Here is a 13,469-nt window from a genome sequence, read left to right on the forward strand (position 1 = left end):
CAAGCCGCCGGCCGCTCAACTGAGCAACCGCTGCAGGCTGGCGGCCACCGAGCGCACCGCCGCCCGGGCGGTGGCGTAGGCCATCCGCATCGGCCCCACCAGGGCCACGTGCCCCTGGCTGCCGTCGCCGGTGCGGTAAGTGGCCTGCACGAGTGCGCAGTCCTGCAGGGCGGGATGGGGATTTTCGGCACCGATCCAGACGCCTTCGCTGGGTCTGCCGTCGGGTTGCAGCAGCAGATGGGGGTCTTCCTCCACCAGCTGCACCAGCGGCCGCAGCGTGGCGGTGCGGCTGAATTCCGGCTGCCCCAGCAATCCCCCCAGCCCGAGCGCGAGGGCGCCGTCGGCATCGCCCGGTCGGGCCATGCGGTGGCTGCGGAGCGCCTCGCGCAGCAGCCAGCCGCTGCGCTGCAGCTGAGGCGGCAGGGCGTTCCAGGGGATTGGCTGGCCCGGATGCAGGCTGAGCTGATCCATCACCCAGCGCTCGAGCGGCAGCAGTTCGGGGGCCGCCGCCGGTGGCAGATGCAGGTTCAGGCAGCTGGTCATCACGGCGTTCTCCACCAGGAACACCAGCAGGCGGTCGCCGCTGGGCACCAGGCGCACGGCCTGAAGGGCGGAGCGATCACCCTGGGGGCGTGTGATCAGGCTCAGCAGGCCGGTGAGATCGGCCAGCCGCCGCGCCAGATGCAGCAGCAGATCGTCGAGGGCAGCCCAGCGCAGGCTCAGCCCCAGCAGTTCCTGCTCCAGTTGCAGCGCTCCGGCACCGGGGGGTGGCAGCAGGCTGTCCACGTAGAGGCGGTAGCCGCGCTGGCTCGGAATACGCCCGGCGGAAGTGTGCGGCTGCACAAGTAGGCCCTGTTGCTCCAGCGCCCCCATGGCCGAACGCACCGTGGCAGGTGAGGTCTGGAAGCCGAAGCGTTGCACCAGGGTGCGGCTCCCCACGGGCTCGACCGTGTCCACGTAATGCTGCACCGTTGCCTGCAACACCTGCTGATGGCGGCGGCTGAGGTGAGGCAACGAGGGGCTAGTCAACGGATGGTGCGCGAACCGTAACCGATACCAACGACGTCGCTGGCCAACAGGAACACCATTTCGTCTGGGCAACAAGGCCGCTAGGTGTTGGTTCGGGTCCGAACCTGCCGGGTCGGCCAGTCCCTGCTTGTTGCGCAGCTCAGCACCATCACCGCCACAAACTGTGGAGCTGCTCCGGCGTCAGAGGCTGGAGCCGATCTGGGCCAGCCCGTCGTCCGCCGCAGCTCCGCTGACTGCGGTAAGACGAGGACATGTACAGCGCCATCGGTCTGGCAGCGCTGCTCAGTAACGCGGCACCGACCGATCGACCTGGACGCTCCAGGCATCGATGCCCCCCTCCAGGTTCCAGACCCGCTCGAAACCCTGCTGCTCCATCAACCAGCAGCCGAACTGCCAGCTGCGCATGCCGGCATGGCAGAGCACCACTACCTCACGCTCGCGGTCGAGCAGCGCGTCGATCCGGCTGACCCATTCCGAGGAGCGGCTCAAGGGCAGATGGATCACTCTCTGCTGCAGCGCGGCCATGGCCAGCTCTGCCGGTTCCCGCACATCCACCAGCTGCAGATCGGCACCCTCGTTGAGCCGCTGCTGCAGCTCCCGTGCCTGCAGCGGGGCCGGGGTGGGGGTGGTTTGGCTTTCCTGGGGCATGGGTGCGGGCATGGGCGTGGTGGCTGGCCGGGTGTGCGTTGACGATGCACGGAGGCGGCTTCATGCATAAGGATGAGGCCATTCCTGCGCGCTACGCATGAAGATCCGCCCATTCCTGGCGGCGATCCTGGCCGTGGCCGTCACGCTGCTGCTGATCGGAGCGGCGGGCTGGGTGGTGCTCTGGCGCAGCAGCCCTCTCGCCCTGCAGCACCAACCCCTGACCTTGCCGCTGGCGGCTCGCTTCATCCCCCGGCAGGCCTCGCTGAGCCTGCACCTGCTGGTCCCGCCCGACCAGCTCGGGGCCTACGCCCGGGCCGTGGCGCCGCCCCGCCAACGTCGCCATGCCGCCGCCGCCCTTGAGCAGCTGCGGGACGGGGCCTTCGCCGCCGCCGGCCTCGACTACGCCGAGGAACTGGCCGGCTGGGTGGGGGAGGAGTCCAGTGTCGCGCTGCTCACCCCGGCGGGTGCGTCACAGCCGGCGGGCTGGTTGCTGGCCTTGCGCAGCCGTGAGTCGGAGGGGGCTCGGCGCTTTCTGCAGCGCTTCTGGCAGACCCGCAGCCTGGCCGGCAACGAGCTGCAGGTGAGCACCTATCGAGGCATGGGGCTGATCAGCGGCCGGGGCGCCCTGCTGGGCCAGAACGCCCTGCCCCTGGCCACCGCCTTGATCGACGACCGGCTGGTGCTGATCGCCTCGGGTCGGGGGGTGCTGGAGCAGGCGCTGGATGTCTCCCAGATCGATGAACTCAACCAGGCCGGCGACCCCCGCCTCGCCACCGCCGTGGCCACCCTCGGCCAGGGCGTGGCCCTGGTGGTGGCCCGCCCCGACAGCTTCACCCCTTGGCTGGCTGCTTCCCCTTTCGTCGCAGCACAGCAGGAGGTGCTCGGCCTGGTGGCAGCTCTGGCACCCCGAGGCCGCACCCTCGACCTCAACGGCCGCCTCGAGCTGCGCCACGCCCCCGCAGCACTGGCGCTCACGCCCACGCCGGATCTGCTGGCGGGCCTGCAGGGTCCCTCGGACAGCCTGGCGATGATCCAGAACCCCGCCCTGCTCTCAGCTCCGGCTGCACCAGGAACAGCTGCCTCAGCGGCAGCCATCGCCGTCGCCCAGCCGATCGCTGAGGCCACCGCCTCCAGCCCGGATTCCGCCGGCTCCGATGGGGACGCCACGGACAGTGCCGCTGCCTATGGTGTCGGAGACACCACCATCCCCAGCCCTGAAGCCACCAGCAGCGTCCCCGCCGACATTCCGGATGTCTGGTCGGAGCTGGTGGCACCTGTCCTCGCCCAAGCCCTCGCGACCCTGCCGGGGGTGCTGCCACCGCTGGTTGTTGCCCAGGATCCAGGCCCCCTGCTGTTGAGCCATAGCTCCCGCGGCTGGCTGCTGGCCACGGCTCCTGACAGCCCCGCCATCGCCTCGATCAGCGACGTGCTGGCGCGCGAAGGCCTGATCGCTGCTCCGCTGAGCCGCAATGGCAAAACGCTGCAGCTCTGGACCCAGCTGACCGCCGGCAATTCCCGCAGCCACCCCGACCAACTGGACGCCGCCATCGCCGGCGCCCGCCTCGACCAGCGCGGTGTGGCCTGGTGGAGTGAGGGCATCACCGCCCTCACCGGTCTGCTGGAGGGGGCCGCGCCGCCCAGCGAGAGGCTGGCCCAGCTTCAGGGCCTGGAGGATCATGCCGCGCCCCTGCAGTGGGCCATGGCCGCCCCGTCGGCCCGTGCGCTGCTGGCCCGCTGGGACCCCTGGCTGCTGCTCACCGGCCTGGCCGGCGAGCCGCTCGCTCCCACTGTGCAGGGGCTGGCCGTGAGCCTGGAGAGCGATCCTGCAGCCGCGGCCCCGGCACTGCGGCTGCATGGGCGCCTGGAGCTGGGCTGAGGCCATGGCCGCTGCGGAGCTGCTGCTACTGCGCCATGGGGTCGCGATCGATCGCCAGCTGGCGGCCGATCGCGGCCTGGACGACGAGGCACGGGCGCTCACCGCCGCCGGCCGCCGGCGCACCGCCGCCGTGGTGCGCCGTCTCGTGACGCTCGGACTGGCTGTGGATCCACTGCTCACCAGCCCGTTGCTGCGTGCGCATCAGACGGCGGAGCTGGCCCGCGAGGGCGGACTGGCCCTCCACCGCTTCGAGGTCTGCGCGGAGCTGGCCCCGGGTGGTGACCCAGCGCCGTTGCTGGAGCGCTGGTTCAGCGCCGGGGGCGAAGGCGCCGAGCGGCCCAGCCCCTGGCAGCGCCTGGCGCTGGTGGGGCATGAACCCGACCTCAGCGAGCTGGCCTGCCGGCTCTGCGGCGCCCCTCCCGGCGCCCTGCGCCTGCGCAAGGCCGGTGTGGTGGTCCTGGAGCTTCCCTGGCAGGCTCCGGTACCTTCCGGTGGTTCCGGGGAGGCGCGCGGCTGGGAGGCTGCCCTGGGCCGCACGCGGCTCACCCTGCTGCTCTCCCCCCGCGCTCTGCTGGGGGAGGGCTGAGGCGCGGACGCCGCTGAAACGGGGCCCTGGTGGCCGGTCGGCGGTGTTACGGCGCGGCTGTGAGGAATGGATCTAGGTTTCGATCAACAGCGTGGAAGCTCGGCATGGCAACGGATGGGGCGCCGGCGGTCACGGATTTCTCAGCGGCCGGTGACTCCGCCACAACTCCAGCGGCCACCCCGGTGGCCAGCGAACCTGTCGCGGCCCAGCCGGCCATGCCGGCGTTCCGCCCTGGCCTTGAAGGGGTGCCGGCCACCCAGTCCGCCATCTGTGACATCGACGGCCGCAACGGCGTGCTCACCTACCGGGGCTACCCGGTGGAGCAGCTCGCCAACCACAGCAGCTTCCTGGAAACCGCCTACCTGCTGATCTGGGGTGAGTTGCCCACGGGCGAGCAGCTGCGGCGCTTCGAGTACGAGGTGCAGATGCACCGGAGGGTGAGCTTCCGCATTCGCGACATGATGAAGTGCTTCCCGGCCGACGGGCACCCCATGGACGCGCTGCAGTCGAGCGCAGCCTCACTGGGCCTGTTCTATTCGCGCCGCGCCCTCGACGACCCCCAGTACATCGAGGGTGCAGTGGTGCGGTTGATCGCCAAGATCCCCACGATGGTGGCGGCCTTCCAGCTGATCCGCAAAGGCCAGGACCCGATCCAGCCCCGCGACGACCTGTCCTACTCGGCCAATTTCCTCTACATGATCACCGAGCGGGTGCCTGACCCGATGGCGGCCCGCATCTTCGATGCCTGCCTGATCCTTCACGCCGAACACTCGCTCAACGCCAGCACCTTCAGTGCCCGCGTCACCGCCAGCACCCTCACCGATCCCTACGCGGTGGTGGCCTCGGCAGTGGGCACCCTGGCCGGCCCGCTGCATGGCGGCGCCAACGAAGACGTGCTCACCATGCTCGACCAGATCGGCAGCGAGGACCGGGTGGAGGCCTACCTGGAGCGGGCGGTGGCCGAGAAGCAGAAGATCATGGGCTTCGGCCACCGCGAGTACCGCGTCAAGGATCCCCGTGCCGTGATCCTGCAGGAGCTGGCCGAGCAGCTGTTCGACCGCTTCGGCCACGACCACATGTACGACGTGGCCAGGCGGCTCGAGAAGGCCGCTGAAAGCCGCCTCGGCGCCAAGGGGATCTATCCGAATGTGGATTTCTATTCCGGGCTCGTGTACCGCAAGCTCGGCATCCCCCGCGACCTCTTCACGCCGATCTTCGCGATCGCGCGGGTGGCCGGCTGGCTGGCCCACTGGAAAGAGCAGCTCGGTGCCAACCGGATTTACCGACCCACGCAGATCTACACGGGAGCGTCCGGCAAGACCTGGTTGCCGATCGACACCCGATCCAGCGGTGCGGGCGCTTAACTTGCCCTCGTCGGTTCTGTTTCGAGTTCAGACGCCGTGGAGATCATGACCACAGCCGCGACCCTGTCGCCTCCCCCGGTCCTCGAGGCGGCGGTGCCCCCCGGCATCGACTTGCAGAGCGGGTTCACCACCATCCTGGAGGGCTTCGGCCTCAGCCCTGCCGCCGCCCATCTCATCTGGCTGCCCCTGCCGATGCTGCTGGTGCTGGTGGCCGCGGTGGTGGGCGTGCTGGTGAACGTGTGGCTGGAGCGCAAGATCTCCGCTGCCGTCCAGCAGCGCATCGGCCCGGAATACGCCGGCGCCCTCGGGGTGCTGCAGCCCTTGGCCGATGGTCTCAAGCTGCTCTTCAAGGAAGACGTGATCCCGAAGCGGGCCGATAGCCTGCTGTTCACGCTCGGCCCCGTGCTGGTGCTGATCCCCGTGATCCTTTCTTGGCTGGTGGTTCCCTTCGGCCAGCACCTGGTGATCAGCGATGTGGGGGTGGGCATCTTCCTCTGGATCGCCCTCAGCAGCATCCAGCCGATCGGCCTGCTGATGAGCGGCTACTCCAGCAACAACAAGTATTCGCTGCTGGGCGGCCTGCGGGCGGCGGCCCAGTCGATCAGCTACGAGATCCCGCTCGCCCTGGCCGTGCTGGCCGTCGTGATGATGAGCAATTCGCTCAGCACCGTCGACATCGTCAACCAGCAGAGCGGCGCCGGCATCCTCAGCTGGAACATCTGGCGTCAGCCGGTGGGCTTCCTGATCTTCTGGATCTGTGCCCTGGCCGAATGCGAGCGCCTCCCCTTCGACTTGCCCGAGGCCGAGGAGGAGCTGGTGGCCGGCTACCAAACGGAGTACGCCGGCATGAAGTTCGCCCTCTTCTACCTGGGCAGCTACATCAACCTGGTGCTCTCCGCCCTGCTGGTGGCGGTGCTCTACCTGGGCGGCTGGGGCTTCCCCCTGCCGGTCGAATGGCTGGCCGGCGCCCTTGGCCAGTCGGTGGACGCTCCGCTCGTGCAGGTCATCACCGGATCGGTCGGGATCGTGATGACCGTGCTGAAGGCCTATCTGCTGGTGTTCATCGCGATCCTGCTGCGCTGGACCCTGCCACGGGTGCGCATCGACCAGCTGCTGGATCTGGGCTGGAAGTTCCTGCTGCCCATCGCCCTGGTGAATCTGCTCGTCACCGCCGGGCTCAAACTGGCCTTTCCCGCCTTTTTCGGCGGTTGAGCCTGGGGCCAGCCATCATGACCCCATCGGCCCTCAGGCCTTGATCCAGGCCCCCTGAGCCCACCGCTTTCCTCCTCCGTCCCTCCCCTCGAATTCCGCCACGCCCATGTTCGGTTTTCTCCAAAAGGTCGGCGACTACGCCAAGGACGCCGTCGGCGCCGCCAGCGCCATCACCCAGGGGCTTTCGGTCACCTTCGATCACCTGCGCCGCCGGCCGATCACGGTGCAGTACCCCTACGAAAAGCTGATCCCTTCGGAGCGCTACCGCGGCCGCATCCACTTCGAGTTCGACAAGTGCATCGCCTGCGAGGTGTGCGTGCGGGTCTGTCCGATCAATCTGCCGGTGGTGGATTGGGCGATGAACAAGCAAACGAAGAAGAAGGAGTTGCGCAACTACTCGATCGATTTCGGGGTGTGCATCTTCTGTGGCAACTGCGTGGAGTATTGCCCCACCAATTGCCTCTCGATGACCGAGGAGTACGAACTGGCGGCGTTTGATCGCCATAGCCTCAACTTCGACAACGTTGCCCTCGGTCGCCTGCCCACCAGCGTCACCAGCGACCCTGCCGTGGTGGCTCTGCGCGAGCTGGCCTATCTGCCCGCCGGCGAGCTCGATCCCCACACGGTGGATCCCGCCAGCCCCCGGGCCGGCAAACTGCCTGAACAGGTGCTGGCCGCGTCCAGCTCCACCACCACCGCCAGCGAGGAAGGGGCCTGATGACGATCGCCTCCACCACCCAGCTGATCTGCTTCGTGGCGCTCTCCATCACCTTGGTGCTGGGAGCCCTCGGGGTCGTGCTGCTGCCGAACATCGTCTATTCAGCCTTCCTGCTCTGCGGTGTCTTCCTCTCGGTGGCGGGCCTCTACCTGCTGCTGAACGCCAGCTTCGTGGCCGCCGCCCAGGTGCTCGTGTATGTGGGCGCAGTGAACGTGCTGATCCTGTTCGCGATCATGCTCGTGAACAAAAAGGAAGACCTCTCCGAGATCCCCCGTCTTGCCCTGCGGCGCCTGCTCTCCGGTGGCGTCTGCCTCGGCCTGTTCCTGCTGCTGCTACGGGTCGATCTCACCACCCCCTGGGCGGTTCCAGGCCCGGCCTCTCTCGGGGAAGGGGCCACGGTCCGCATCGGCGAGCATCTCTTCAGCGATTACCTCCTGCCCTTCGAGCTCGCTTCGGTGCTCCTGCTGATGTCGATGATCGGCGCCATCGTGCTGGCCCGCCGCGATGTGTTCGGCACCGACCTCACAACCGGCGAAGACGTCGATCAGGGCCTGATCGAGAAGGTTCGCCCGCCCCTGCTCCTCGATCCCCCCACCCCATCTCCCTCCGCTCTTCAGGAGACCCTCTGATGCCGATCGAAACACCCATCGATGTGCCGCTCCAGGCCTACCTGGTGCTGGCGGCCGTTCTCTTCTGCACGGGGGTGTGGGGCCTGATCAACAGCCGCAACGCCGTACGCGTGCTGATGAGCATCGAGCTGATGCTCAATGCCGTCAACATCAACCTGATGGCCTTCTCCAGCTACATCGATGGCCAGGAGATCCGCGGCCAGGTGTTCGCCATCTTCGTGATCACCGTGGCGGCCGCAGAGGCGGCGGTGGGGCTGGCCATCCTGCTCTCCCTGTACCGCAACCGCGAAACCGTCGACATGGAGCGCTTCAACCTGCTGCGCTGGTAGCGGCACCGTTCCGTCATGCAGCTCCAGCGGGTCTGGCTGATTGTTCGTGCCCACAGCCAGGCCGCCCAGCGCAAGGCCCGCATCTGCGCGGAGGATCTGCGCAACCAGGGCGTGCATGTGGCCGTGGCCGCCAGTGGTCTGGCCTCCAACCCCTTTCCGGGGCTCCTGGCCAGCGAACCGCTCCTGCCCGATCTCACCGTCGTGCTTGGCGGCGACGGCACGGTGCTGGGGGCGGCCCGCCATCTGGCGCCCCTGCAGGTGCCGATCCTGAGCTTCAACATCGGCGGCCACCTTGGCTTCCTCACCCACGAGCGCAAGCGGCTCGTGCTCAGCTCAGGCTCCAGTGAGGACAACCTCTGGCAGCGGCTGCGCGATGACCGCTTCGCCCTGGAGCGGCGCATGATGCTGGAGGGCCGGGTGGTGCGCAGTGACGGCAGCGTGGATGGCGAGCCGATCCACCGCGCCCTCAACGACTTCTACTTCCGGCCCAGCCTTGATGAGGTGTCGCCCACCTGTGTGCTGGAGCTGGAGATCGACGGCGAAGTGGTGGACCAGTTCCGCGGTGACGGCCTGATCATCGCCACCCCCACCGGCTCCACCGGCTACTCGATGGCGGCGGGCGGCCCGATCCTCCATCCCGGCATCGACGCGATCGTGGTCAACCCGATCTGCCCGATGAGCCTCTCCAGTCGGCCGATCGTGGTGCCACCCCGGGCGATGCTGGCGGTGTGGCCACTGGGGGAAACCAGTCGCCGGGTGAAGCTCTGGAAAGACGGCGCCCATGCCACTGTGCTCGAACCGGGTGACCGCTGCGTGGTGCAGCGCTCCAGCCACGACGCACTGATGGTGGTGCTCGATCAGAGCCCCTCCTATTACCGCACCCTCAGCCACAAGCTGCACTGGGCCGGCGACCTCACCGCTGCGGAGCCGTCGCCGAACTAGGCCGTCGCCCAACGGCTCTGTTGCGGCCCATGCTGGAGGGGTTAGCCCCGGAGAACCGCGTTGGCCCTGGAGATCGAGCGGCGCTTCCTGGTGCATGGCGACGGCTGGCGGCCGCAGGTGCGCTGGAGCCGCCCGCTGCGGCAGGGCTACCTCACGCGCGACGCCGCTGGTGTCACCGTGCGGGTGCGCCTCGGGGAAGACACCGCCACTGACCAGGCCCGGCTGACGATCAAGGCGGCCGCCGCCGGCATCGCCCGCCACGAGTTCGAGTATCCGATTCCCGCCACCGATGGGGAGGCGTTGCTGAACCTGGCGGCCCACCGCCTCGGCAAGACCCGCTATGGCCTCGATCTGCCGGGCGGCGACTGGGTACTCGATGTGTTCGAGCCCCCGAATGCGCCGTTGGTGCTGGCGGAAGTGGAGCTGGAGCGGGCCGATCAGCCCCTGGTGGTGCCTCCCTGGTGCGCCCTGGAGGTCACCGGCCGCCTGGAGCTCAGCAATGCCTCCCTGTCGATCACGCCGCTGTCGCAGTGGCCTGAGGACGAGCGCCGGGCCGTACTGGGGGCGATGGGCCTCAGAGCCCCGGCGACGGGGCCGGCAGATTGCAGCAGTTGAAGCCGTCCCGGCAGATCTTGCCGTTGTCCATCGCCCAGTTAAGCAGCGCCACCCGGTTCTTCGCGCCGGTTTTGGTGAAGATGTTGCTGACGTGATTGTCGACGGTGCGTTTGCTGATCATCAGCTGCTCGCCGATTTCCTGATTGGTGAGGCCGGTGGCCACCAGGCTGATGATCTCCAGCTCCCGTTCGGATAAGCCGGTTCGCGGCGCGCTGAGGTCGTCTCGAACGGACATCAACGCACTCCGCCTGACTGGATGCATCCTAGACAGCCCCTCCAACACCTCCCCACGGACGCCCACCGCCACGGTCAGGCCGCACTCGAGCCAGCCGGGGCTGCTGCCGGCTGGGGGGCCTGGATGGTGCCGCTCTTCACGCATGATGGGCGCTGGTTGTTTCCCGGTTGTCGTGCTGCTGCAGCGGGCCATCGCGCGTGGAGCGTTCGCGGTCACGGCGGAAGTGATGCCGCCCAGGGGCGGTGATCCGAGCCGCACCCTGGCGATGGCCAGGCTGCTGAAGGGGCGGGTGCACGCGGTCAATGTCACCGACGGGAGCCGTGCGGTGATGCGCATGAGCAGCCTGGCCCTCTGCCGCCTGCTGCTCGACGCAGGGCTCGAACCGGTGCTGCAGCTGGCCTGCCGGGATCGCAACCGCATTGCCCTGCAGGCAGAGCTGCTGGGTGCTCATGCGCTGGGAATCCGCAACCTGCTCTGCCTCACGGGCGACCCGGTGCGGGCCGGCGATCAGCCGAACGCCCGGCCGGTGAACGAGTTGGAGGCGGTGCGGCTGTTGCAGCAGGTGAGCGATTTCAATGCCGGCCGTGATCCGCTGGGAGGCTCGCTTCCTGATGGCCCTACCGCCTTGTTCGCCGGCGCCGCCGCCGATCCCCAGTCCCCCAGCTGGAGCGGCCTGCGCCGCCGCCTCAGCCGCAAGCAGGCTGCTGGCGCCAAGTTCCTCCAGACCCAGATGGTCATGGAGGCGAGCGTGTTGCGCCGCTTCTGCGAGGAGATCGCCGCGCCGCTGGGCCTCCCGGTGCTGGCGGGGGTGTTTCTGCTCAAATCCGCCCGCAACGCCGAATTCATCAACCGTGTGGTGCCCGGCGCCTCCATTCCCCAGCACGTGATCGAGCGTCTTGCGGCAGCGGCAGATCCGGCCAGTGAGGGGATCAGGATCGCAGCGGAGCAGGTTACGAGTTTCCGTGAGATCGCCCAGGGCGTGCACCTGATGGCTGTGAAGGCCGAAGAGCGGATCCCCAACATCCTCAGCCTCGCCGGCATCGAGGCGATCGATCCGCTCACGGCATGCCCATCCGCCTGACACTGGGGCAGGCGCAGCCAGAGTTGTTCAGCCGCCGCGCTGGCTGGCGGTGAGATCGTTGCCCAGCAGATCGGCGAGGGCCTTTTGCTCGGGGGAGGGTAGAGCCACATCCTGGCGGCGCACATCGGTGATCAGCCAGTCGAGGGCGGCCTCTTGGAGGTCGAAATGGTCACCATTGCTGTCCACGCAATAACGGCCAAACACCAACTTCTCGGTGAGCCTGACTCCGGCCCCAATGCGGGAGTAATCGAAGATGATCGAGTTGTCGATCGTGGCGCCTTCGCAGATGTGGCAGCTGGGGCCGATCATGGCTGGGCCGATGATCGTGACCCCCGGTTCGATCCTGCTCATGCCGCCCACGTAAACGGGCCCCTGCACGTTGATCTTGTCCCAGTCGGCCGCTACGTTCAGGCCTGTGAACACGCCGGGCCGCACCTCGCGGCCAGGGATCGAAACCTTGCGAACCTTCCCCAGCAGCACGCTCCGGATCGCCTGCCAGTAATCCGGCACCTTGCCGATGTCCACCCACTCGAAATCCATGGGCAGCGCGTAGAAAGGTGCCCCTGCCGCCACCAGACGGGGAAAGAGATCAGCGCCGATGTCGAAGGGCACGCCGGCGGGAACGTGGTCGAGCACCTGGGGCTCGAAAATATAAATGCCGGTATTGATCATGTCGCTGGCGGCCTCTTCCACCGAGGGCTTCTCCTGAAAGGAGAGCACTCGAGAGTTGTCGTCAGTGACCACGACACCGTAGCTGCTCACCTGATCTTTCGGCACCCGCTTGGTGATCAGGCTGGCGACCGCTCCTTTCTTCTTGTGCCGCCTCACCGCTTCGGTAAGGTCGAGGTCGATCAGGGCATCGCCGCAGAGCACCACGAAGGTGTCGTCGAAAAAGGTCTGAAAGGTCTGAATCTTCTTGATGCCGCCTGCAGAACCCATGGCTTCGCCAATCAGTTCGCCGTCGTCCTGAATGTGGCCTTCGAAGCTGTAGGCGATCTCCACGCCGAAGCGCTGCCCATCACGGAAATAGTTCTCGATCTCTGCCGCCAGGTGCGACACATTGACCATGATCTCGTTGAATCCATGCTCCCGGAGCAACTCCAGCAGGAATTCCATCACCGGCTTCTGCAGGATCGGAATCATCGGCTTGGGAATCGTGTGGGTGATGGGCCTCACCCGTGTTCCCTTGCCGGCTGCGAGGATCATCGCCTTCATGGGCGCCTTACTGCTCGGTTGGTTCTGCATGCACCCTAATTAAGGGTGTCAGGCTGCCAGTGCCGGCCTAGCCGGCAAGGGAGCTGGCACGGCCGGCCAGGAGCCTGTGGCGGTTGCGGCAGCGCTCTGACTGGGAAGCGGAAGCGTGCATTCGGCCTCGCGTGCGCGGCGCAGATGCAGCGGCCCGAACAGGCCCCCTTCCTGCCGCAGATCGATGCGTCCCTGTGAACAGAGGAACAACAGCGCCCAGAACACCCCCACCCGGTCGTGATCAAGATCGGGGGGCGCTGCGTCTTTCCAGGCCTCCACCAGCGCATCGAAGTTCACCCACTCCAGGGCCTCTGGCCACTGCTGCAGGAAGAAGCTCAGGGCGGCAGTGGTTTCAGGCAGTTTCTCCCGGTGGGCCAGGGCGCTCACCTGTTCGATCGCGTCGCGTTCGCTGTAGGGGCGGCTGCGCGGCTTGTGGCGCCGCGGGCCGCTATCGCTCTCCAGCCGCTCGGCGATGTCTTCCAGCTGGCGGATCAACTCGCCGAGGCTCACGGGCCGCTGCAGCGGCGGCGGTGCCACGGGCCTGCGCCAGAGTTGCCGCTCCGGCCGATGGGGCAGCTGGATTCCCAGCGACCAGCTGTCCTCGCCCGGATCCTCGCTCTCGCAAGGATCGGCGACCAGGGCAATGGGCGGAAAGGTCTGGCGTTCCAGCACTTCGGCCTTGAGGCCCACCAGCACTGACGCCGCCAGAAACGCCTCGCTGGTGGCGGCGAGATCCTGCTCATAGCTGCCGCCCTGGCCGGAGCTGAGGGCCACCAGGCGTGGCACCTCGATGCGCTGACGCAGCTGATCGAGGAAACCGTCCACCACGGCGATCACATCGACATCCCAGGGGTCGAGGTCACCGCGCTCGGCGGCCTCCTGCAGCAGGCGGATCGCCAGCCTGGCGCCTGCGTTCGGCACACTTCTCCCCGATCTGCCGGAAACGTACCCGGTCTGAGG

The 13,469-nt window shown here is 67.9% G+C and carries 15 protein-coding genes; 10 read left to right on the top strand and 5 right to left on the bottom strand.

Translation table 11 applies throughout. The features are described 5' to 3' along the window. Positions 1-15 precede the first annotated feature (15 nt). Positions 16-1,029, bottom strand: a complete 1,014-nt coding sequence (locus tag ACXMDP_RS03740; protein WP_255100084.1) for an HrcA family transcriptional regulator — start codon at positions 1,027-1,029, stop codon at positions 16-18. Positions 1,030-1,311: 282 nt separating this feature from the next. Beyond that, complete coding sequence (locus ACXMDP_RS03745) at positions 1,312-1,677, bottom strand: rhodanese-like domain-containing protein (RefSeq protein WP_094511692.1); 366 nt, start codon at positions 1,675-1,677, stop codon at positions 1,312-1,314. 97 nt (positions 1,678-1,774) lie between these two features. Between ACXMDP_RS03745 and ACXMDP_RS03750 the strand changes: the two genes are divergently transcribed. The 9 genes from ACXMDP_RS03750 (at position 1,775) to ACXMDP_RS03790 (ending at position 9,948) form a co-directional block, all read left to right on the top strand. Beyond that, a complete protein-coding gene (locus ACXMDP_RS03750) occupies positions 1,775-3,553 on the top strand; it encodes a DUF3352 domain-containing protein (protein ID WP_259729126.1) in 1,779 nt (592 codons plus the stop codon). Then, a complete protein-coding gene (locus tag ACXMDP_RS03755) occupies positions 3,531-4,139 on the top strand; it encodes a SixA phosphatase family protein (protein WP_259729125.1) in 609 nt (202 codons plus the stop codon). Before ACXMDP_RS03750 ends, ACXMDP_RS03755 begins: the two co-directional genes overlap by 23 nt. A 215-nt stretch (positions 4,140-4,354) precedes the next feature. Then, positions 4,355-5,503, top strand: coding sequence for a citrate synthase (locus tag ACXMDP_RS03760; RefSeq protein ID WP_259729198.1), 1,149 nt, complete (start codon positions 4,355-4,357; stop codon positions 5,501-5,503). A gap of 93 nt (positions 5,504-5,596) precedes the next feature. Beyond that, positions 5,597-6,715 (top strand): NADH-quinone oxidoreductase subunit NuoH, encoded by a 1,119-nt coding sequence (gene nuoH, locus ACXMDP_RS03765; RefSeq protein WP_259729197.1) that lies wholly within the window; start codon positions 5,597-5,599, stop codon positions 6,713-6,715. A gap of 106 nt (positions 6,716-6,821) precedes the next feature. Then, the gene (gene ndhI, locus ACXMDP_RS03770) at positions 6,822-7,433 is read left to right on the top strand and encodes an NAD(P)H-quinone oxidoreductase subunit I (protein WP_259729124.1); all 612 of its coding nucleotides are present in this window, start codon (positions 6,822-6,824) and stop codon (positions 7,431-7,433) included. Continuing rightward, on the top strand, positions 7,433-8,062 hold the full coding sequence (locus tag ACXMDP_RS03775) for an NADH-quinone oxidoreductase subunit J (RefSeq protein WP_259729123.1): 630 nt from the start codon (positions 7,433-7,435) through the stop codon (positions 8,060-8,062). The genes ndhI and ACXMDP_RS03775 overlap by 1 nt, the downstream gene beginning before the upstream one ends. Further along, on the top strand, positions 8,062-8,391 hold the full coding sequence (gene nuoK, locus ACXMDP_RS03780) for an NADH-quinone oxidoreductase subunit NuoK (RefSeq protein WP_094511673.1): 330 nt from the start codon (positions 8,062-8,064) through the stop codon (positions 8,389-8,391). Before ACXMDP_RS03775 ends, nuoK begins: the two co-directional genes overlap by 1 nt. 15 nt (positions 8,392-8,406) lie before the next feature. Further along, complete coding sequence (locus ACXMDP_RS03785; RefSeq protein WP_255141103.1) at positions 8,407-9,333, top strand: NAD(+) kinase; 927 nt, start codon at positions 8,407-8,409, stop codon at positions 9,331-9,333. 60 nt (positions 9,334-9,393) lie between these two features. Continuing rightward, on the top strand, positions 9,394-9,948 hold the full coding sequence (locus tag ACXMDP_RS03790; protein WP_259729122.1) for a CYTH domain-containing protein: 555 nt from the start codon (positions 9,394-9,396) through the stop codon (positions 9,946-9,948). On the opposite strand, the gene pedR is transcribed toward ACXMDP_RS03790, so the two are convergent. Continuing rightward, positions 9,908-10,183 carry a photosynthetic electron transport-dependent transcriptional regulator PedR gene (pedR, locus tag ACXMDP_RS03795; protein WP_094512353.1) on the bottom strand — a complete coding sequence of 92 codons (276 nt, stop codon included), beginning with the start codon at positions 10,181-10,183 and terminating at the stop codon, positions 9,908-9,910. The two genes, ACXMDP_RS03790 and pedR, sit on opposite strands and share 41 nt — an antisense overlap. Positions 10,184-10,328: 145 nt before the next feature. Between pedR and ACXMDP_RS03800 the strand changes: the two genes are divergently transcribed. Then, positions 10,329-11,264, top strand: a complete 936-nt coding sequence (locus ACXMDP_RS03800) for a methylenetetrahydrofolate reductase (RefSeq protein ID WP_094512349.1) — start codon at positions 10,329-10,331, stop codon at positions 11,262-11,264. 27 nt (positions 11,265-11,291) lie between these two features. Here ACXMDP_RS03800 and ACXMDP_RS03805 read toward each other — a convergent pair whose 3' ends face one another. Further along, the gene (locus ACXMDP_RS03805) at positions 11,292-12,479 is read right to left on the bottom strand and encodes a nucleotidyltransferase family protein (RefSeq protein WP_094511658.1); all 1,188 of its coding nucleotides are present in this window, start codon (positions 12,477-12,479) and stop codon (positions 11,292-11,294) included. Between the two features lie 48 nt (positions 12,480-12,527). Continuing rightward, on the bottom strand, positions 12,528-13,430 hold the full coding sequence (locus ACXMDP_RS03810; protein ID WP_233132890.1) for a segregation/condensation protein A: 903 nt from the start codon (positions 13,428-13,430) through the stop codon (positions 12,528-12,530). Between the last annotated feature and the right edge of the window lie 39 nt (positions 13,431-13,469).

The organism is Cyanobium sp. ULC065 (assembly GCF_977927515.1).